Annotated in this window: 16 protein-coding genes and 1 tRNA gene; 2 read left to right on the forward strand and 15 right to left on the reverse strand. The window is 55.9% G+C overall.

Features of this window, described 5'->3' with window-relative positions; genetic code table 11:
- Window positions 1-241: 241 nt before the first annotated feature.
- The gene (locus tag JQR86_RS16475) at window positions 242-1,885 is read left to right on the forward strand and encodes an acid phosphatase (protein WP_125887312.1); all 1,644 of its coding nucleotides are present in this window, start codon (window positions 242-244) and stop codon (window positions 1,883-1,885) included.
- A 34-nt stretch (window positions 1,886-1,919) separates the two neighbouring features.
- Here the strand turns inward: JQR86_RS16475 and JQR86_RS16480 are convergent, their stop codons facing one another.
- The 9 genes from JQR86_RS16480 to rnr form a co-directional block, all read right to left on the reverse strand.
- Window positions 1,920-4,172 (reverse strand): YgiQ family radical SAM protein, encoded by a 2,253-nt coding sequence (locus JQR86_RS16480; protein WP_010796934.1) that lies wholly within the window; start codon window positions 4,170-4,172, stop codon window positions 1,920-1,922.
- A 224-nt stretch (window positions 4,173-4,396) separates the two neighbouring features.
- On the reverse strand, window positions 4,397-5,791 hold the full coding sequence (gene dnaB, locus JQR86_RS16485) for a replicative DNA helicase (RefSeq protein WP_010796933.1): 1,395 nt from the start codon (window positions 5,789-5,791) through the stop codon (window positions 4,397-4,399).
- A 149-nt stretch (window positions 5,792-5,940) separates the two neighbouring features.
- A complete protein-coding gene (rplI, locus tag JQR86_RS16490; RefSeq protein ID WP_010796932.1) occupies window positions 5,941-6,387 on the reverse strand; it encodes a 50S ribosomal protein L9 in 447 nt (148 codons plus the stop codon).
- Between the two features lie 21 nt (window positions 6,388-6,408).
- Window positions 6,409-7,299 (reverse strand): hypothetical protein, encoded by an 891-nt coding sequence (locus tag JQR86_RS16495; protein ID WP_074823311.1) that lies wholly within the window; start codon window positions 7,297-7,299, stop codon window positions 6,409-6,411.
- Between the two features lie 35 nt (window positions 7,300-7,334).
- Window positions 7,335-7,565 carry a 30S ribosomal protein S18 gene (gene rpsR, locus JQR86_RS16500; protein WP_007161145.1) on the reverse strand — a complete coding sequence of 77 codons (231 nt, stop codon included), beginning with the start codon at window positions 7,563-7,565 and terminating at the stop codon, window positions 7,335-7,337.
- A 26-nt stretch (window positions 7,566-7,591) separates the two neighbouring features.
- A complete protein-coding gene (gene rpsF / locus JQR86_RS16505) occupies window positions 7,592-8,014 on the reverse strand; it encodes a 30S ribosomal protein S6 (RefSeq protein WP_010796930.1) in 423 nt (140 codons plus the stop codon).
- A gap of 171 nt (window positions 8,015-8,185) precedes the next feature.
- Window positions 8,186-10,702 carry a response regulator gene (locus JQR86_RS16510; RefSeq protein WP_434153914.1) on the reverse strand — a complete coding sequence of 839 codons (2,517 nt, stop codon included), beginning with the start codon at window positions 10,700-10,702 and terminating at the stop codon, window positions 8,186-8,188.
- A gap of 36 nt (window positions 10,703-10,738) precedes the next feature.
- A complete protein-coding gene (rlmB, locus tag JQR86_RS16515; RefSeq protein ID WP_010796928.1) occupies window positions 10,739-11,482 on the reverse strand; it encodes a 23S rRNA (guanosine(2251)-2'-O)-methyltransferase RlmB in 744 nt (247 codons plus the stop codon).
- Window positions 11,479-14,145, reverse strand: coding sequence for a ribonuclease R (gene rnr / locus JQR86_RS16520; RefSeq protein WP_434153915.1), 2,667 nt, complete (start codon window positions 14,143-14,145; stop codon window positions 11,479-11,481). The genes rlmB and rnr overlap by 4 nt, the downstream gene beginning before the upstream one ends.
- Before the next feature lie 205 nt (window positions 14,146-14,350).
- Between rnr and JQR86_RS16525 the strand changes: the two genes are divergently transcribed.
- Window positions 14,351-14,437: transfer RNA gene (locus JQR86_RS16525), tRNA-Leu, on the forward strand.
- Between the two features lie 145 nt (window positions 14,438-14,582).
- Here JQR86_RS16525 and JQR86_RS16530 read toward each other — a convergent pair.
- The 6 genes from JQR86_RS16530 to hfq form a co-directional block, all read right to left on the reverse strand.
- On the reverse strand, window positions 14,583-15,875 hold the full coding sequence (locus JQR86_RS16530) for an adenylosuccinate synthase (RefSeq protein WP_010796926.1): 1,293 nt from the start codon (window positions 15,873-15,875) through the stop codon (window positions 14,583-14,585).
- A gap of 48 nt (window positions 15,876-15,923) precedes the next feature.
- A complete protein-coding gene (locus tag JQR86_RS16535) occupies window positions 15,924-17,111 on the reverse strand; it encodes an ATP phosphoribosyltransferase regulatory subunit (protein WP_122043566.1) in 1,188 nt (395 codons plus the stop codon).
- Window positions 17,112-17,372: 261 nt separating this feature from the next.
- Complete coding sequence (gene hflC, locus JQR86_RS16540) at window positions 17,373-18,242, reverse strand: protease modulator HflC (protein WP_010796924.1); 870 nt, start codon at window positions 18,240-18,242, stop codon at window positions 17,373-17,375.
- Window positions 18,242-19,432, reverse strand: a complete 1,191-nt coding sequence (gene hflK, locus JQR86_RS16545) for an FtsH protease activity modulator HflK (protein WP_010796923.1) — start codon at window positions 19,430-19,432, stop codon at window positions 18,242-18,244. Before hflK ends, hflC begins: the two co-directional genes overlap by 1 nt.
- Window positions 19,433-19,531: 99 nt before the next feature.
- Window positions 19,532-20,836: a ribosome rescue GTPase HflX gene (hflX, locus tag JQR86_RS16550; RefSeq protein ID WP_122043569.1), complete on the reverse strand. Its 1,305-nt coding sequence runs from the start codon at window positions 20,834-20,836 to the stop codon at window positions 19,532-19,534.
- Between the two features lie 13 nt (window positions 20,837-20,849).
- Complete coding sequence (hfq, locus tag JQR86_RS16555; RefSeq protein ID WP_026003896.1) at window positions 20,850-21,098, reverse strand: RNA chaperone Hfq; 249 nt, start codon at window positions 21,096-21,098, stop codon at window positions 20,850-20,852.
- Window positions 21,099-21,144: the final 46 nt, after the last annotated feature.

Raw genomic sequence — 21,144 nt, forward strand, 5'->3', positions numbered from 1 at the left:
GGCTGATATGACCCTTCTTAGCGCCATGCTATGTAACATGGCGCTTCATCTACGGACTGCAGCGGTAGTCCGCCTGCCCTTACTGGCTCGCATGCTCTCAGTGATAAAACTGATCAGCCAGCGCCTGCAAAAAAGTTAGCTAGGCATACAAATAACTGACTTAATAAGAACGTATCGCTCGAAAATCTGAAATATTTTGTTACTACTGTAGAGGCCAGCTCCGTTACTGAGGTTTCCTCCGATGAAAGATGACGACCGTAATAAGCCCGATTCCACCCTCGAGAAATCAAGACGCCGCTTCCTGATCGGAGCAGGTGTCGTCGGGTTAGGGCTAGGTTTGCCCGGTCTTGACCGCATGGGAATGGCTGAAGCTGCCGAGCGCAAGGCATTCGACCATTCACTGAAACGGCAAATCAAAAATGTCGTTGTGATCTACGCGGAAAACCGCAGCTTCAATAACCTGTTTGGCAATTTTCCTGGCGTCTCGAAGCCACTGTCTGCGGTCAACGCCAAGCATTTCCAGCAGAAGGACCGTAACGGACAGCCGCTACCGCACTTACCCAAGATCTGGGGTGGCCTGGTGCCTATGGCTCAGACCATTGACGGTCAGCAATACCTGATTACTGAAGATCAGATCAGTGGGCTTTCCAATGCACCCTTTCCTCTGAAGGATGCTCAAGGCAAGCCGCTTAACCCGGGCTTGATCACTCGTGATCTCGTACATGCGTTCTACCAGAACCAGATGCAGATCAACGGCGGACGCAATGACGGCTTTGTCGCCTGGGGTGACTCCGGCGCACTGGTCATGGGTTACTACAGCCAGCCCGAGAAGTTGCGCTTGTGGAAACTGGCCCAGGAATTCACCCTCTGCGACAACTTCTTCATGGCTGCTTTTGGTGGCTCTTTCCTGAACCATCAGTTCCTGATCTCGGGTCGCGCGCCGTTCTACCCCAACCACACCACCAGCCCGGCAAAGGACAAGGTGGCGGTGCTTAAAGGGAAGAATCCGCTGGGCTATGAGTTGGCTCTGGCAGACAACTCTCCTGCTTCGGCCCTGGATGGACGTCCGGTATTCGTCAATCCGGGCGCGCTTAGCCCTGACGGCTATGCCATCAACACCATGCTGCCGCCCTATCAGCCCAGCCAGATTCCGCCGCCGGCAGGAGGCGACCCGGCCCTGTCCGATCCGACCAACCCGAGCGTACTGCCACCACAGACCCATGCCACCATTGGCGACCTGCTGTCAGCCAAGGGCGTGGACTGGGCTTGGTACTCGGGAGGCTGGCAGGCAGCGCTGGAGGGCAATGGCGCCGATACCCGGTTCCAGGCGCACCACCAGCCATTCAACTACTTCAAGCGCTTCGCTCCGGGCACGGCAGCACGCGAGCAGCACATCCGCGACGGCGGGATTGGCGATGATCCGAGCACCAACCGCTTTCTGGCAGACATTGATGCCGGTCGCCTGCCGCCTGTAACCTTCTATAAGCCCCAGGGCAGCCTCAACCTGCATGCCGGTTATGCCGATGTCGCTTCAGGCGATCAGCACATTGCCAAGGTTATCGAACATCTGCAGAAAGGCCCGCAATGGGAAAACACCGTAGTCGTCATTACGTTCGATGAGAACGGCGGCTGGTGGGATCACGTAGCACCGCCCAAGGGTGATCGCTGGGGTCCAGGCACACGTATTCCGGCCCTTGTCGTGTCACCCTTCGCACGCAAAGGACATGTCGATCACGACCTGTACGACACTACCTCAATCCTACGCCTGATCACCCGGCTCCACGGCTTGCCGCCGCTCAAGGGTCTGGTGGAGCGCGACATCGCACGCGTCACCCACGGTCTCGCCCCCTTGGGCGATCTTACCGGCGCGTTGACGATCCGCTGATAGCAAAACGGCGAGCCCGAGGCTCGCCGTTTCATCAACGCGGAATATTGGGTTCTCGCCGGGGCTTTTTCTTGCCTTTGGCAAACGCCACCGCCTGACCTTCCTGCTTCTTGTCCCATCCCTTGCTGCCATCCGCTGCCCGCGGCGGTAAGCCGGTATGCTGAGTCAGCAGCGGCTTGCCTGCTTTTTTGCTACCCAGCGGCGTCGAATTCTTACGACGTGCACTTTGATAAGTACCATCCACAGCGGGCTGGAACGTGGGAATCAGGTGATGCTTGCCGTTACCGATCAAGTCGGCACGCCCCATATCCTTGAGCGCTTCACGCAGCATCGGCCAGTTGTTTGGGTCGTGATAGCGCAGGAACGCCTTGTGCAGGCGGCGCTGACGCTCCCCCTTCACAATCGGTACGCCATCGCTCTTGTAAGTTACCTTGCGCAGCGGATTCTTGCCCGAATGGTACATCGCAGTCGCGGTTGCCATTGGCGACGGATAGAACGCCTGTACCTGATCCGCCCGGAAGCCGTTACGCTTGAGCCAGAGCGCCAGGTTCATCATGTCTTCGTCAGTCGTACCCGGATGCGCAGCGATGAAATAAGGAATCAGGTACTGTTCCTTACCGGCTTCCTTCGTATACTTCTCGAACATCTGCTTGAAGCGATCGTAACTGCCGATGCCCGGTTTCATCATCTTGGAAAGCGGACCTTCCTCGGTGTGCTCTGGTGCAATCTTCAGGTAGCCCCCCACGTGATGGGTTACCAGCTCTTTTACGTACTCCGGCGACTCTACCGCCAGGTCATACCGCAAGCCCGACGCAATCAGGATCTTCTTCACACCCGGCAGGGCACGTGCAGAGCGATACAACTGGATCAGCGCCGAGTGGTCGGTGTTCAGGTTTTCGCAGATACCCGGCCACACGCAGGACGGCTTGCGGCAATGCTTCTCGATTTCCGGGTCCTTGCACGCAATCCGGTACATGTTGGCTGTCGGGCCACCCAAGTCGGAAATAACCCCGGTAAACCCTGGCACTTTGTCGCGAATTTCCTCGATCTCGCGAATAATGGACTCTTCCGAACGGTTCTGGATAATGCGGCCTTCGTGCTCGGTAATGGAGCAGAAAGTGCAGCCGCCAAAACAGCCGCGCATGATGTTGACCGAGAACCGGATCATCTCGTACGCAGGAATCCGCTCGCCTTTATAAGCAGGATGCGGAACACGGGCATAGGTCAGCCCGAAGACGTAGTCCATCTCTTCAGTGGTCAGCGGAATTGGCGGCGCATTGAGCCATACGTCCTGATCGCCATGACGCTGAACCAGCGCGCGGGCATTGCCCGGGTTGGTCTCCAGGTGCAGCACGCGGTTGGCGTGGGCATACAGGACCGGATCGCCCTTTACTTTCTCGAACGACGGCAGCCGAATGACCGTCTTGTCACGGGTAAGCTTCGGGCTGGGCAGCAGCTGAACAACCTTCGCTTCCTCAGGATCTTCCTGCGGCCCCTTGGACTGCTCAATGGCACACGCCTGCAAATCCTGTGTATTGACGTAGGGGTTGATGATCTTGTCGACCTTCCCCGGACGGTCAATACGCGTCGAGTCCAGCTCGAACCAACCTTCCGGCGTGTCCTTGCGGATAAACGCAGTGCCGCGAATATCGGTGATCGCCTGGATGGGTTCACCCGCAGCCAAGCGGTGAGCAATCTCCACGACTGCACGTTCGGCATTGCCGTATAGCAGAATATCCGCCTTGGCATCCATCAGGATGGAGTGGCGTACCTTGTCCTGCCAGTAGTCGTAGTGAGCAATCCGGCGCAGTGATGCCTCGATACCGCCCAGGACAATCGGCACCCCCTTATAGGCTTCACGGCAACGCTGGCTGTAGACCATGCTGGCACGATCGGGACGCTTGCCGGCCAAACCGCCTGGTGTATAGGCGTCATCGGAGCGAATCTTGCGATCGGCTGTATAGCGGTTGATCATCGAATCCATGTTGCCTGCCGCCACGCCAAAAAACAGGTTCGGCTTGCCAAGCTTCATGAAGTCGTCTTTGGACTGCCAGTCTGGCTGAGAGATAATCCCTACCCGAAAGCCTTGCGCTTCCAGAAGACGTCCAATGATAGCCATGCCAAAGGATGGATGATCCACATAGGCATCGCCTGTCACGACAATGATGTCGCAACTGTCCCAGCCGAGCAGGTCCATCTCCTCCCTGCTCATCGGCAGGAAAGGCGCAGGTCCAAAACACTCAGCCCAATATTTGGGATAGTCGAACAACGGCTTGGCAGCGAGCATGAAGGCTTCCGGGGATTAAAAGTGGTGCGGGAGGAGGTGCAAGAATAGCACAAAAAATAGCCAGTTAAGAGAGGCGAACCGCTATCCGTCGCCTGACAGCCGCATGGTTACTGGACTGCTGAGCTTGCCGAACGCGCGCATCCACGCCTGGATTACCACATGCAAGGCCAAGGCGCTTATAAAAAAGCCGCACAGGTGTGCGGCTTTTTTGCGCTCTCGACAACTTAGTCGTCGTCGAAGTTATAACTGCCGGGCGCCAAGTTCTCGAAACGGGTGTATTTGCCGATAAAGGCGAGTCGCACCGTACCGATAGGACCGTTACGCTGTTTACCGATAATGATTTCGGCTACACCCTTGTACTCGGTTTCAGGGTGATACACCTCATCCCGGTACACAAACATGATTACGTCGGCGTCCTGCTCGATCGCTCCGGATTCACGCAAGTCGGAGTTCACCGGGCGCTTGTTCGGCCGCTGTTCCAGCGAGCGGTTAAGCTGGGACAACGCGACCACCGGACAGTTGAACTCCTTGGCCAGCGCTTTGAGCGAGCGCGAAATTTCGGAAATCTCATTGGTCCGGTTTTCGCTGGCTGCCCCGCCAATCCGCATCAATTGCAGGTAGTCGACCATGATCAGCGCCAAGTCACCGTGTTCACGCACCAAACGCCGCGTACGTGCACGCATTTCCGACGGGCTGATACCTGCCGTGTCGTCAATAAACAGCTTGCGGTCATTCAGGAGGTTAACCGCTGAGGTCAGCCTTGGCCAGTCATCGTCCTCCAGCTTACCCGAGCGGACCTTGGTCTGATCGATTCGCCCAAGGGACGACAACATACGCATCACGATCGAATCAGCTGGCATTTCCAGTGAAAATACAAGCACGGCCTTGTCAGTACGCAGTACCGCATTTTCGACCAGGTTCATGGCAAAGGTCGTCTTACCCATCGAGGGACGTCCCGCCACGATAACCAAGTCCGACGGTTGCAGGCCGCTGGTTTTATCATCCAGATCCACAAATCCTGTGGAAACACCCGTAATGGCATTATCCGAGTTGAACAGGGTATCGATTCGATCAATGGCCTTGGTCAGGATGTCATTAACGCCAATCGGACCTCCTGTCTTGGGGCGGGCCTCGGCGATTTCGAAAATCTTGCGCTCCGCCTCATCAAGAAGCTCATTGGCGCCCCGACCTTCAGGGTTATAGGCACTGTCGGCAATGTCATTGCTGATGCCGATCAGCTGGCGCAGCGTGGCGCGCTCGCGCACGATCTGGCCATAGGCCTTGATGTTTGCAACAGAGGGGGTGTTTTTTGCCAGCTCACCCAGGTAAGCCAGCCCCCCTACCTGGGGTAGTTGTCCTTCCTTGTCGAGCTGCTCGGATAACGTAACCACATCGAAAGGCTGGTTGCTTTCAGCCAGACGAGCAATGGCACGAAAGATCAGGCGATGGTCATGGCGATAGAAGTCGCCGTCCGATACCTGGTCCGAGACGCGTTCCCACGCATTGTTATCCAGCATCAAGCCACCCAGCACGGCCTGCTCGGCCTCGATGGAGTGCGGTGGCACCTTCAGCGCGGCAGTTTGCAAATCGTATTGTTCAGCGATGGCGATCTCATTCATGGCGTAGCGATTGGCACCGAAAGTTCGATCAGAGAAGACAGGCCTTCATGGCCTGAAAAAAAACGGGCACGTCATTACGAGAATGACGTGCCCGATTGTCGGCAGGCTTGCATGTTCGTGCAAGCCCGCCAGTCAGTTGTCATGACCGCTTATTCAGCAACCACGACCACCTTGACGGTAGTTTCAACGTCGGTGTGCAGCTGCACATCTACGTCGAACTCGCCAACGTTACGCAGAGCGCCGTTGGGCAGACGAACTTCGCTCTTGTCCAGCTCAACGCCAGCAGCAGAAACAGCCTCGGCGATATCGCGAGTACCGATAGAGCCGAACAGCTTGCCTTCGTCGCCAGAGTTGGCAGCGATGGTAACGGTCAGTTCGTTCAGCTTGGCAGCACGAGCTTCAGCAGAAGCCTTCTTATCGGCAGCCTGCTTCTCGAGCTCTGCACGACGTGCTTCGAACGCAGCAACGTTGTCAGCAGTAGCGGCAGTTGCCTTGCCCTGCGGCAGCAGGAAGTTACGAGCGTAACCGCCCTTGACGTTCACTTTATCGCCCAGGTTGCCCAGGTTGGCGATCTTTTCCAGCAGGATGACTTCCATTTGAGTCTTACCTCTTAACTTTTAACCTTCACCGTTCGTGGAGTCCTTGGACGTATTGCCCAGGCGCCCACGAAAATCAAACAGACTGTCGACCACGGCTACGATCACCAACAACGGATAGATCAACTGCCCAAAGATCAGCAGTGTCACGTACAACCCCACCAGCCAGAACGTGGCCATGTGCTTCTGTCTTACCAGTCCGTGAATCAGGGCAACGCCAGCTATCGCCAGGGGTACACTGCACAGAGGTGTCAACATCCCAAGTCCCAGGTTGATGTTGGGTGCCAGTAGCATGACCAACAGCATTCCCAGTGCCAGGGCGGGCGACAATCTCAGCGCATGAAACTCACGCGCGAAACCGCCTGGGTTATACAGCGCAGCTTGCCAATAACGTCCCAACATCAGGCACAGCAGACAGACAATCTGGAAAAGACTCGCCATCAGACCGGTCAATACAGGCACCAGCATGTCATGCAGCTGGGCCTGCTTGGCTTCCGGCAAAGCATCCGGTGACTGACCCGCCATCTGAGGCAGAAGCTTTTGAATTTCCTCTGCCAAGAGGTTGATGGGCTCTGCGTAGACATGACCAATGGTCACAGCAAACGCCAGACCGACCAGGATGCTGGCGAGCAGGACACGCGGCCAGGAAACACTGCTGCGTAAAACCAGCGCCAGCGCCAGGGTACCGACGAATACGAGCGCAATGCTCGGATCCCCCAGATACCACCAGAACGCGGCCGGCAGCAATGCCCAGACCACTACACCTGCAGCGTCACTTGCGCCACGGCGCAGGACGACCAGACTCCCTGCTGCAGCGCTGAGCCAGTACAGAAATGGCACAACCGCTGCAATCACCACCGTAAGGGTGGCTTGCATGCGACCGCGCATGATGAAATCAGCAAGGGCTCGCATGCGAATTATCCGTTAGTTCGTGTCGATGCCCGGTCTCAACGGCCGTGGCTGTCGGTGTAGGGCAACAGGGCCAGATAACGAGCACGCTTGATGGCAGTACCCAGCTGACGCTGGTACTTGGCCTTGGTGCCAGTGATACGGCTCGGAACGATCTTGCCGGTTTCGGAGACGTAGGCTTTCAGGGTGTTCAGATCTTTGTAATCGATCTCTTTCACGCCTTCAGCGGTGAAACGGCAGAATTTACGACGACGGAAGAAACGTGCCATAACAATGATTCCTCAATAATCCAGGCTTACTCGGCGCTATCGTCGCCATCGACGTCAGCATTGTCGCTGCCATCGGCGGACTCGGACTCGGCAGGACGCTCGCGACGCTCACGGCGCTCGCTACGGTTCTCTTCGGCCTTGAGCATTTCAGACTGGCCGGTAACGGCTTCATCGCGACGGAGGATCATGTTACGGATCACGGCGTCGTTGTAACGGAAGTTGTCTTCCAGTTCAGCCAGTGCTTTGGCGCTGCACTCAATGTTCATCAGAACATAGTGAGCCTTGTGCACGTTGTCGATAGCGTAAGCCAGCTGACGACGGCCCCAGTCTTCCAGACGATGAACCTTGCCACCGTCTTCTTCAATCGCTTTGGTGTAGCGCTCAACCATGCCGCCCACCTGTTCGCTCTGGTCAGGATGAACCAGAAACACAACTTCGTAATGACGCATAAATGCTCCTTACGGGTTATAGCCTGCCACATGATGCGGTCAGACAAGGAGTGAATGTTTCGTTTTGACTTGCCTGCAAGCGGAGGCCCGCTACAGGCAAGGGGCGGTATTCTAGAGAAGGGCACCGGGTGGCGCAAGGAAGATCACGAGCCAACCGGCTCGCCGGTACAACTATCTGACGGACAGATCATCGAGCAGCTGCCGGATCTTGAAAAGATCGTATGGCTTGAGCAGCGCCTTTACATGTTTGAGTTCGTCGTCCTTGTCAAAGGCATAACCGGAAGCCACTACGACATGCAGTCCGGGATAACGCTTGAGCGCCTGACGGCTCAGGTCCAGCCCTGACATGCCTCCAAGCCCGATATCTGTGAAAAGGACATCAAAGGTACTGCTCTGCAGCGCGTCCAGTGCCTCTTCGGCAGAAGCCACGGCCGTAACCTGATAGCCCAGCTCTTCCATCACCTCGCTAGTCAGGCTACGTAGCGTCAGGTCATCCTCGACCAGCAGAATATTCAATACCTTGTTACTTGCGGTTTCCTCCAACGCCATGTCCTCTTCTGTTACAGCTGTAGTAGGGGTGTGCTGTCTGTGCATACCGAGCATCATACGCACCTTTTGGGCTAACTCATCCCGACGATAGGGTTTACTGAGCAGGTTGCCTCCTGCCTCGAGCCGTCCGCCCTGTATTACAGCGTCCTGTGTATAGCCCGAGGTAAACAGTACCTTCAAGGAAGGCCTGAGCGCCCCTGCTCTGCGTGCCAGCTCGGTGCTGCGTACCGGGCCCGGCATCACAATGTCTGTAAACAATAAATCTACAGGCGCCCCCTGCTCAAGCATCGTCAGGGCAGCCTGCCCATCACCGGATTCCAGCACGTCATAGCCTAGCTCACTCAGCATATCCACCACGATGTGACGAACATCAGGGTCGTCTTCCACTACAAGGATACATTCGCTTCCACCTTCCTCAACCGACGGCAAGGCCATGGAACTATCGGCTGTATCGGTATTCGGTAGCGAGCGTGGCAGATAAAGAGTGATCGATGTTCCCTTGCCCAAGGTACTGTTGATCAAGATATGTCCGCCACTCTGCTTCACGAAACCATAGACCATGGACAGGCCAAGCCCGGTGCCATGCTCTTCACGCTTGGTCGAGAAAAAGGGCTCGAAGGCTTGCGCCTTGACCTCTTCGGACATTCCGCGCCCGGTATCCGTGATGATCAGCTGCACGTACTCGCCTGGAATCAACTCGTCAGCGGTCTGCCACTGCTCCTGGGAAAGCAACACGTTATGTAGCTCAACAGTGACATGCCCCTCATTAGCCATTGCTTCGCGGGCATTGAGTAACAGACTGACCAGCACGTTTTCCAGCTGACCTGCATCGACAAATATCGACCAGACATCAGGGTCAGCAAGCACAGTCAGCGTGATGGACTCGCCCAACGCCTGATGCAGCAAATGACTCATGCCATCCAGGAGACTCTTCGTATCGACTGACATTGGCTGCAGGGGTTGCCGCCGCGCAAAGGACAAGAGCTGAGAAGCAAGGCTTGCACCCCGCTCTACGGCTGTATTGGCCGCCTGCAGCCGACGCAGGCCAACCTCATCGCCTGCCAGCCGGGTTTTCAGCAACTGCAGGTTGCCTCCGATGATCTGTAGGACGTTATTGAAATCATGGGCAACGCCCCCCGTCAGTTTGGCAACGGCTTCCAGCTTTTGCGCCTGAACCATAGCGGCCTGTCGCTCATCTTCACTGCGTTTGAGCTCGCGCGTCCGCTCCTGCACCAGATCTTCAAGGTGCAGCCGGTAATTGGCCAGCTCGGTTTCCGCCCGCTTCTGCTGGGTGACATCGTTACCCTGGATAAAAAGCCCTGCCACCTGCCCGTTATCAATAATCGGCTGCAGGATGAAATCTACATAGATTTCGTTAGAAGGCCCCAAGGCGGTACGTTGAATATCCAGGCGAACGCCGCGTCCGGAAAACGTTTTGAGAGAGACTAGCGCCTCATCAAATAACCTGAGAGCACCTTGCTCTACCAATTCGGGAAAGACAGTACGAAGAGGATGACCGACAACGTCTCCTCGCGCTACAAGATGCAGAAACGCATCGTTAGCCAGCTCAAACACATGGTCAGGCCCGCTCAAGACACAGATGAAACCCGGCGCCTGCTGAAACAGCCGTCTCAGCTGGGCCCCTTCATCCTGCAAGGCTTTCGCTCGATTGATCAGTCGCTGCCCCAGTTGAATGTTCGTCGATGTCAGGCTGGGAGAACGAACTACATCGGCACGCATGGCCTGGAGTTCACTGATATCCGTAGCGTGCTGGAGGATATGCTGCAATCGACCTTCAGCATCGAAGAGTGGCGTATGCGTAACACTCCAGACATGGTCTTCAAACACTACCCCCCTGGCACTGCTACGCGGTATCGCGTAACGAATGACAGGGAGGGCATCTTCCTGCCTGAGCGTAACAGCTCGCTCGATGGAGGCTTTCAGGGCCTGCTGTGATGGCACGTTGCCCTGCAACGGATCGACAGGAAAGGCCTCGAACAAATGGACCCCAAGCAACTCCTGACGCTGCCGCCCCACGGCCCTCAGGTACGCCTCGTTGGCGTCCACGACGGTCAAAGCGCTGTTCAGCAGAACATACGAATTCGGCGAAGCCCTGAAAATGCTTTCAAAATCGAGCATGTAACCTAACTACTTTCAGCGGGCGAGCCGATCCCTCTAGCGAGAACGACGTTGACGAACGGCTTCGAACAGGCAAACCCCTGTCGCTACGGAGACGTTCAAACTGCTGACACTGCCGGACATAGGCAAACGCACCAGAAAATCGCACAGCTCACGTGTCAATCGGCGCATTCCCTTGCCCTCTGCACCCATGACGAGAACGGTCGGCCCGGTCATGTCTACATCATAGACATCCTGCTCTGCTTCTCCTGCTGTGCCCACAACCCACAGCCCTCGCTTCTTGAGCTTTTCCAGCGTACGCGCCAGATTGGTAACCGCGACCAATGGAATAACCTCAGCGGCACCACACGCTACCTTACGAACCGTAGCATTCAGACTGGCTGACTTGTCCTTGGGTATGATGACCGCCTGAACACCTGCCGCGTCGGCTGTACGCAGGCAGGCCCCCAGGTTATGCGGATCCGTCACCCCATCCAGCATCAGAAGCAGTGGCGGGCCTTCGGCTCTATCCAAAAGTTCTTCAAGCATCGCCTCGCCCCAGATCTGGCTCGGACTTACATGCGCCACGATCCCCTGATGCACACCGTCCACCTGCTCGTCGAGCGATTGACGGCTATGGGTCTGCACCGGCACACGTGCAGCATCGGCCAATGTGACCACTGCCTGTATGCGCGGTTCCTGACGACCTTCGGCTATCCATAGTTGCTTCACCCGCTTTGGATGATGACGCAACAACGCTTCTACGGCATGGATGCCATAGACCATTTCCCACTGACTCATGACTTGACCTTACGTTTACGGACTTCACCAGAAGCCGCCTGTGCCTTGGCCTTGGAAGGCCCCTTGCGATGTTTGCCCGGCTTCGTTGCCTTGGCCGATTTAGCTGGCTTGCCGGGTTTAGCGCTGTCTGCCTTTTTACCTTTCTTTGCTGGCGTGCGCGCCGGGGCGGCCTCCTGTCTGGCAGGTTGCGCCCTTGCGGGCTTTTCTCCACCGGTCTTGGCCTCATCCAGCAGGGCGCGCTTGACTGCACGACTGCGCTTGACGTCCGTATTGCCCAGCAACACTTCTGCCTGCTTGAGCAATTCAGGCGAGACCTCGATCCCTACTGCTGAATTCTGGGCAGGTACCTGGGTTTTCTCGCGCTTTCGAGACTTATCTCTTGAGGACTTGGCATCGCCTCGCTGGCGACGACCTGCCGGAGCCGATTGTGCCGTCTCGGACAGCTCGAAGTCGATCTTGCGCTCATCCAGATCCACACGCGCCACCACGATTTCGACCAAGTCACCCAGCCGATAACTGCGCCCGCTACGCTCACCTGAAAGCCGATGGTGTACGGCATCGAAATGATAATAGTCGCTTGGCAGCGCCGTGACGTGAACAAGCCCCTCGACGTAGATATCGCTCAGCTCGACAAACAGGCCAAATCCCGTCACAGCGGTGATGACACCCGGGTACGTCTCGCCGACCCGATCACGCATGTACTCGCACTTGAGCCAGTTCGCAACGTCTCGTGTAGCTTCGTCGGCACGGCGTTCGGTCATGGAGCACTGCTCACCCAGCTGATCCAGCTGCGCCTCATCATACGGATAGATACGCGACTTGGGCATGGCAGCGGCGCCGGCACGCTTCACATGCCGTGTTTCAAGCTTGGAACGAATGACGCTGCGAATTGCGCGGTGAACCAATAGGTCCGGATAACGCCGAATAGGCGATGTGAAGTGTGTATAGGCTTCGTAATTGAGACCAAAATGGCCCTCATTGTCCGGGCTGTAAACCGCTTGGCTCAGTGAGCGCAGCATTACCGTCTGGATCAGACGGTAATCGGGACGGTCATGAACGGCTTTGAGTAGCGCCTGGTAGTCCTTGGGCGTCGGTGTAGCCTTGCCCTTCGTCAAAGTCAGGCCGATCTCACCCAGGAACTGCCGCAACTTGGTCTGTTTCTCAAGCGGCGGCGCATCGTGAACCCGGTACAGGGCTGGAATGCTGTGCTTCTCGAGAAACTTGGCTGTCGCTACGTTCGCGCACAGCATGCATTCTTCGATCAGCTTGTGGGCGTCGTTACGCTGAGTAGGCCGGATTTCCGAAATCTTCTTGTCGGCACCAAAGACGATTCGCGTCTCCTGTGTCTCGAAATCGATAGCACCCCGCTCCTGCCGGGTAATCACGAGCACCTTATATAAGGCATACAGTTCCTGGATATGCGGCACCAGTTGCGGCAGCTGCTCACGGAACTGCTGCGCCTCAGTGCTTTCCGGCGTTTCCAGTAACTGACTGACCCGGGTATAGGTCAGGCGCGCATGGGAATGGATCACCGCCTCGTAGAACTGATAGCCCGTGAGCTTGCCTGTCGCCGAGATGGTCATCTCGCATACCATGGCCAGGCGATCCACCAAGGGGTTCAGGGAGCACAGCCCATTGGACAGGATTTCAGGCAGCATGGGCACTACGCGCCCCGGGAAATATACCGAGTTGCCCCGGCGTGCGGCCTCGGTGTCTAGCGCAGAGCCAACCTTCACATAATGAGACACGTCTGCAATCGCGACGAAGAGCCGCCAGCCTCCGGACTTCTTCTTCTCGGCATAGACCGCGTCATCAAAGTCACGCGCATCTTCACCGTCAATTGTCACGAACGGTACGTTGCGCAGATCGACCCGCTTTTCCTTATCTTTCTCAGAGACTTCAGGCTTGAGCTTGGCAGCCTCTTTCTCTACATCGGCCGGCCACTCATGGGGAATATCGTAGCTGCGCAATGCCACTTCGATTTCCATCCCTGGCGCGAGGTAATCACCCAGCACCTCAACTACCTCGCCCTGGGCCTGGCGATGAACAGTAGGCCAGTCGGTGATATGAACCTGAACAAACTGCCCATGCTGCGCTCCGCCATGCTTGCCGGCGGGGACCAGCACCTGCTGTTGGATCCGGGGGCTGTCCGCCACTACATACGCGATGCCGCTCTCTTCAAAGAACCGGCCGACCACGCTCTCATGGGCACGGTGTACGACTTCGACCAGAGCACCTTCACGGCGGCCTCGACGATCCAGACCGGATACACGTGCCAGCGCCTTGTCACCATCGAACACGAGTCGCATTTGCGCAGGGCTCAGGAAAAGGTCATCACTGCCGTCGTCAGGGATAAGAAAGCCAAAGCCGTCACGGTGACCGCTGATTCGCCCACAGACAAGATCGAGCTTATCAACAGGGGCGTAAGCACCGCGACGCGTATAAAGAAGCTGCCCATCCCGCTCCATGGCACGAAGGCGACGGCGCAATGCTTCAAACTGATCCTCTTCCGTCAAACCGAACTCTTCTATCAGCTGCGTGCGCGAGGCAGGACCGCCCCGCTGCGCCAGATGCGCCAGAATAAGCTCGCGACTTGGAACAGGGTTTTCATATTTTTCCGCTTCTCTAGCGGCCTCGGGATCGAGGGATTGCCAATCGGCCATCAGTTTAGAGTTACCTTTTGTCTGGTTAAGAGCTCTCTATATATTGAAGCTCGAAAATGCCTTAAAGGTTAGTCTTCGAAAAATAATAAAAATTTTCCACTTCAAGGGTTTACAGGTTTAAAAAAGCCTCGTATAGTTCGCGCCACAGCAACGGCAACAATGTTGCTAACGCGAAATACGATGAGATCATCGCATATCGCAGAGTGCCCAGGTGGCGGAATTGGTAGACGCACTAGGTTCAGGTCCTAGCGGTGGCAACACCGTGGAAGTTCGAGTCTTCTCCTGGGCACCACTTTACAGACAACCGAGCTAAATAGCTCGGTTTTGTCGTTTCTGGGGTTATGCTTTTTAATTCCCTCCCCTTTCTCAGTTGCTTTTACTGGCGCCTATAAAAAAGGGCCGCCTAAGCGACCCTCCCTTCTATCTACCCGATCAGATCAGGCAAACGGATGACGAAGCGTAATCGTTTCGTTGCGGTCAGGGCCTGTCGAGATAATATCGATAGGCGCACCAACCAGCTCTTGAATACGCGCAATATAAGCACGCGCATTTGCAGGCAGCTCATCCATGCTGCGAGCGCCTACGGTAGACTCGGACCAGCCTGGCATTTCCTCATAGATAGGCTCCAAACCGATATAGCTGTCAGCATCGGTCGGCGCTTCGGTCAGCTCACCTTCAGCATTGCGATAACCTACACAGATACGCACGGTTTCCAGACCATCGAGAACGTCCAGCTTGGTCAGGCATAGACCAGAAATGCTGTTTACCTCGATAGAGCGACGCAGGATGACTGCATCGAACCAACCACAACGACGCGGACGACCTGTTACCGAACCAAACTCATGACCTTTCTTGGCCAGATAAGCGCCAGTCTCGTCAAACAGTTCCGTTGGGAACGGACCGGAACCTACACGCGTGGTATAGGCCTTGGTGATTCCAAGGATGTAATCCAGATACAAAGGCCCTACGCCAGAACCCGTCGCTACACCGCCTGCCGTGGTGTTAGAACTGGTAACAAATGGATAAGTACCGTGATCGATATCCAGCAGCGTACCCTGAGCCCCTTCGAACATGATGTTCTCGCCGGCTCTACGCAGCTCGTGCAAACGCGACACTACATCCAACATCAGCGGCTTGAGTACCTTGGCGTGCTCCATTGCATCATCATAGGTCTTCTGGAAATCAACAGGCTGCTCGTTGAAGAAGTTCTGCAGCACAAAGTTATGATACTCCAGCACTTCACGCAGCTTTTGAGCGAAGCGCTCAGGATGGAACAGATCACCTACGCGCAAGCCGCGACGGGCAATCTTGTCTTCATAAGCCGGGCCGATTCCACGACCGGTCGTTCCGATCTTGGCATCACCTCGGGCCTTTTCGCGCGCCTGATCAAGCGCCACGTGATAAGGCAGAATCAATTGGCAGGCCGAACTGATACGCAGTCGCTCACGAACCGGAACGCCTCTCGCCTCAAGCTCGGCAACTTCCTTGAACAAGGCGTCCGGCGCCAGCACCACGCCGTTACCGATCAGGCACTGCGTGTCGGCACGCAAAATACCGGACGGAATCAATCGCAGAATGGTTTTTTCACCATCGATAACCAATGTATGCCCAGCATTGTGGCCACCTTGGTAACGAACAACCGCTGCCGCCTGATCAGTCAACAGATCGACAATTTTGCCTTTGCCCTCATCACCCCATTGGGTGCCCAGGACGACGACATTCTTACCCATAACCTTTCCCCTATAGGAATCTCTGGAGCCGGCTAACCCGGCGAACTCTCACGACGCCAGGGGCGCCACCTGCCAACTTCCATCCTGCCACGTCAGCTGTCGGTCACAGCCCGACTCGCGCGCATCCGAATCCGCCTGGCCAGGCAACGCCTGCACCACGCGCTCACCGCCTGAACGTAACTGGCGAATCGCATTCCATAGCTGAGCATCCTCGCCATGAGGTGCCCAGATACCTGTTAGCGGCTCGGTCATTTCCGCCTGACCCAGCATAACCAATGTTTTCAGATCGGTAGAAAAGCCTGTTGCCGGGCGTGCCCGGCCAAAATTCGCGCCGATATTGTCGTAGCGCCCCCCTTGAGCAATAGCCTGACCGCTACCTGGGACAAACGCCGCGAAAACAACGCCGGTGTGATAGTGATACCCACGCAGCTCGCCCAGATCAAAATACAGCGGAACATCTGGAAACCGTTGAGCTAACGTATCAGCAAGAGAGCACAGCGCCTCCAGGGCAGAGACAACGGCAGGCGGCGCTTCCGCCAGGCGCTGACGCGCAGCCTCCAGGGCCTGACGCCCACCGCACAGCTCAACCAGGCTACGCAACATATCGCCATAAGGCGCAGGAAGCTCTTGAGTCAGGGTAATAACTTCATCTACCGCCTTGCGCTGCAGCGCATCAAAAAGCGCCTCTTCTGCTGCGCCGGATAGGCCCGCCGCTTCGCACAAACCACGATAGATTCCGACATGTCCAAGGTCCATGTGCACATCCGGGATTTGAGCCAGTTCAAGCACACCCAGCATCAGGCTGATGATTTCAAGATCACCGGCCGTGTCCTTGGCACCATATAACTCAGCCCCGATCTGAATCGGACTGCGCGACGTAGACAGCGCGCGCGGACGGGAATGCAGGACACTGCCGGCATAGCACAGGCGACTCGGGCCTTCCCTATGCAACGCATGGGCATCCATTCGAGCGACCTGGGGTGTGATATCGGCGCGGAATCCCATCAGGCGCCCCGACAGCGGATCGGTTACCTTGAAGGTGCGCAGCTCCAGATCCTGGCCCGCCGCCGTCAGCAACGACTCCAGAAACTCGACATGGGGCGTTACGACAAATTCGTATCCCCACTGTTGAAACAACTCCAACACCCGTCGACGCGCGATCTCGATGCTGGCAGCCTCGGGAGGCAGGATTTCTTCAATTCCGTCAGGCAGCAGCCAGCGGTCTACCGTTGCCATTTAGCCTTTCTCCATCATGCGAGCAGCAGCCTGTCATGAAGACCTTATGCACGCGCAGGCAAAACCTGCCGCACAGAGCACGGTACAGTAGCGAGCAAAGCGCGCAGCGACGGTAGATCGCCTAAGCCATCCCCGTGATACAACCTCGCCGCCATGCAATGGTTCATGCAGACGCAAAAAAGCCGGGATGTTCCCGGCTGACTCATGATACCACGAAATACAAAAAGGTCAGCGGCGGGCGACGAGCGCCCGCCAACCTTTTTACGGGGTTGGATCACCCAAGTATTTGAAGAACTCGTTCTTCGGATCCATCACTAAGATGTCGCTCTTATTAGAGAAACTGTTGCGATAAGCCTGCAAGCTACGCGTAAAAGAGTAGAACTCAGGGTTTTTTGTATAAGCCTGGGCATAGATCGCAGCAGCACGAGCATCACCATCGCCTCGTGTTTCTTCTGCCTCGCGATAGGCTTCCGCCAGAATGACGCGACGCTGACGATCCGCATCTGCACGAATACCTTCAGCCAGCTCACGCCCCTTGGCACGGTGCTCACGCGCTTCACGCTCACGCTCAGTGCCCATACGCTCATAGACGCTACGGCTCACCTCTTTCGGCAGATCAATAGCCTTGACTCGGACATCCAATACTTCGATGCCCAGCTCTGCATTAGCCATTTTGTTAAGTGAACCTGTTAACTCGGCCACCATGGCATCACGCTCGCCAGAAACCACTTCATGCAAAGTACGCTTACCAAACTGATCACGCAGTCCGGCTTCTAAACGACGCATCAGACGCTCATCGGCAATCTGCTTCATACCTGAGGTTGCCGTATAGAAACGCTCAGCATTAAAGACACGCCATTTGGCATAGGCATCAACCATCACAGCTTTCTTTTCCAAGGTCAAAAACCGCTGTGTTGGAGAGTCTAGCGTCATAAGACGGGCATCGAACTTACGCACCTTATTTACAAAGGGCAGCTTGAAGTGCAAACCAGGCTTAAGGTCAGCATCTACTACACGACCAAACTGCAACATAACTGCACGTTCGGTCTGCTGAACGATAAACAGGCTGCTCCAGGCAAATAGTCCTAGAATGACCACTACAACCAGAGCGGCGATAGACTTGTTACTCATCAGCGGCTCTCCCTTGTCCGTACTTCAGGCAGCTGCGGCAAAGCCCTTACCGATGGCGAAGGATTATTCGAGCTGTTATTGCCTGAAGAAGGCGAGGTCGATGAATCACTCGATTCGGCAGGACGGTTTTGCACCATCTTATCTAGCGGCAGATAGAGCATATTATTCTGACCGCCCTGTGCTGTGATCAGAACCTTGCTCGATTGGCTAAGCATATCTTGCATAGCCTCAAGATACAGACGCTCGCGCGTTACCTGAGGTGCTTTCTCATACTCGGCTACCAAGTTATTAAAGCGATCCGCTTCACCCTGAGCGCGTGCAATGACCTCCTCACGGTAACCATTGGCATCTTCAATCAAACGCTGAGCCTGACCACGCGCCTCGGGAATCACGCCGTTAGCATAAGCTTCGGCTTGGTTACGCTCACGCTGCTCGTCTTCACGTGCACGAATAACATCATCAAATGCTTCCTGCACCTCGCGAGGTGCAGCAGCACTCTGGATGTTTACCTGAGTTACCGTAATACCTGTTTTGTAGGTATCCAGGAAACGCTGTAAGCGCTCACGCACCTCACCTGCGACCTGCTCACGGCCAGATGTCAACAGCTGATCCATGGTCGAAGAGCCAGCCACATGACGCAGAGCACTATCAGTAGCATGCTGAAGACTGAGTTCCGGCTGATCCACGTTTAATACAAAAGACTCCAAATCGGTAATCTTGTACTGAACAGTCAGCGGTACCTCGACGATATTCTCGTCCTGAGTCAGCATTTGCCCCTGCTTGCTATACGCACGTTCACGCGTCACGTTTTCCTGGAACTTGCGATCCATTGGGGGGAAATAAATATTCAGGCCAGGACCTACCGTTTCGTAATACTTGCCGAAGCGCAGCACAACTGCTTGCTCCTGCTCGTCAACGACATAAATAGCGTTGTATAGCCACAAGCCAAACAGCAAGGCCAAGCCAATTAAAATCAGACCCGCACTGCTGCCCGCCTGACGGTTACCTCCGCTGGAATCCGGGCGCTTTTTACCGCCAAACAAGCGATTCAGCTTGTTCTGCAGCTTACGAAGCGCTTCATCCAAGTCCGGTGGACCTTGACGGCCGCCACCATTACCATTACCACCGCCACGGCGATCGCCCCAGGGGTCTTGATTATTTGAGTTGCCACCCGGCTCGTTCCAAGCCATAGCGCTCTCCCTACTGACTAAAGCGAAAACGCGCCGGTTGGCGCGCCGACCAATGCTACCGGATGCCGGGCACCCGGACCAAAAACGTCGATAAAGGCTTTATTGCAAAGTATGTTGCGCCACGAAGTCATCCGGCTTGAAACCTTCACGACTGACGAGACGATTAAGTTCTGCACGAGGTAAACGTACTGACAACACCGTATACCCTTCTTCGTCATGCGATTCTTCCTGTACAGCACCTTGACTGAACAATAGCGCACGCAGACGTCCCATAGCCTGAGGCAGCCGCAATTTACCTACGAACAGGTCGTCGCCCAACAATTCGGCCACAGCTTGACGAATCAGTTCCAAGCCCCGGTTTTCCCGAGCAGAAGCCCAAACTCTGATCGGACGACCAGTTTCCTCGTCGCGCTGGATGTGCGGCTCGACATTCTCAAGCAGGTCGATCTTGTTATAGACCTCCAGCATGGGAATCTCGTTAGCACCGATCTCTTCCAGCACGACGTTCACCTGCTCGATTTGCAGCATGCGATCCTCTTCGTGAGAGTCGATCACATGCAGTAGCAGATCCGCGTTGCTTGATTCTTCCAGCGTGGCGCGAAACGCCTCAACCAGCTTGTGTGGCAGATGTCGGATGAAACCCACGGTATCAGCCAGTACCACCGGTCCCAGGTCAGCCAGTTCTAGACGACGCAATGTAGGATCCAGCGTCGCGAACAACTGATTCGCTGCATAGACCTCGGAAGAGGTCAGGGTGTTGAATAGCGTAGACTTGCCAGCGTTGGTATAGCCAACAAGCGATACCGCTGGAACTTCGGCACGTCGCCGCCCTCTTCGGGCCTGCTCACGTTGACTGCGTACCTTTTCAAGGCGCTGTTTGATCTGGCGGATACGAACACGCAAAAGGCGACGGTCCGTCTCGAGCTGTGTTTCGCCCGGCCCTCGAAGACCGATACCACCTTTTTGTCGCTCAAGGTGGGTCCAGCCACGCACCAGACGAGTACTCATGTGCTCAAGCTGTGCCAGCTCAACCTGAAGCTTACCTTCATGGGTTCGAGCACGCTGGGCAAAGATATCGAGAATCAACCCAGTACGATCAAGCACCCGGCACTCCAGGGCGCGCTCGAGGTTGCGCTCCTGACTGGGCGTAAGGGTATGGTTGAAGATGACCAGTTCGGCTTCATCGGCCTTCACCAAGTCATGGAGTTCATCGACCTTGCCGGTACCGATGAGAAAACGTGCAGAAGGCTGATGTCGCGACACGGTAACCATCGCCACCGTGTCAGCGCCAGCAGAGCGCGCAAGTTCTTGGAACTCCTGAGGATCCTCGCGGGATTCAGGATCTTGGCCTTCGAGATGGACCAGAATGGCCCGTTCACCACCACCCGGGCGTTCAAAGAACAAAGGCGACTCCTATTTACATGTTACCGGGTTCAGCCGGCTGATCACTGCTAGGCAGACGAACAGGACGACTAGGAACTACCGTTGAGATTGCGTGCTTGTAAACCATCTGGCTGACAGTGTTTTTCAGCAGGATGACGAACTGATCAAAGGACTCGATCTGACCTTGCAACTTGATGCCATTGACCAGGTAAATGGAAACTGGAACGCGTTCCTTACGCAAAGTATTCAGGTAAGGGTCTTGTAGCGAATGCCCTTTTGACATTGTGCCGCTCTCCTCAAAGGTAAAAGATTCGTTTGTTGCAAGGTCA

This window comes from Pseudomonas sp. JZ134, assembly GCF_051027695.1.
GTDB lineage: Bacteria > Pseudomonadota > Gammaproteobacteria > Pseudomonadales > Pseudomonadaceae > Chryseomonas > Chryseomonas luteola.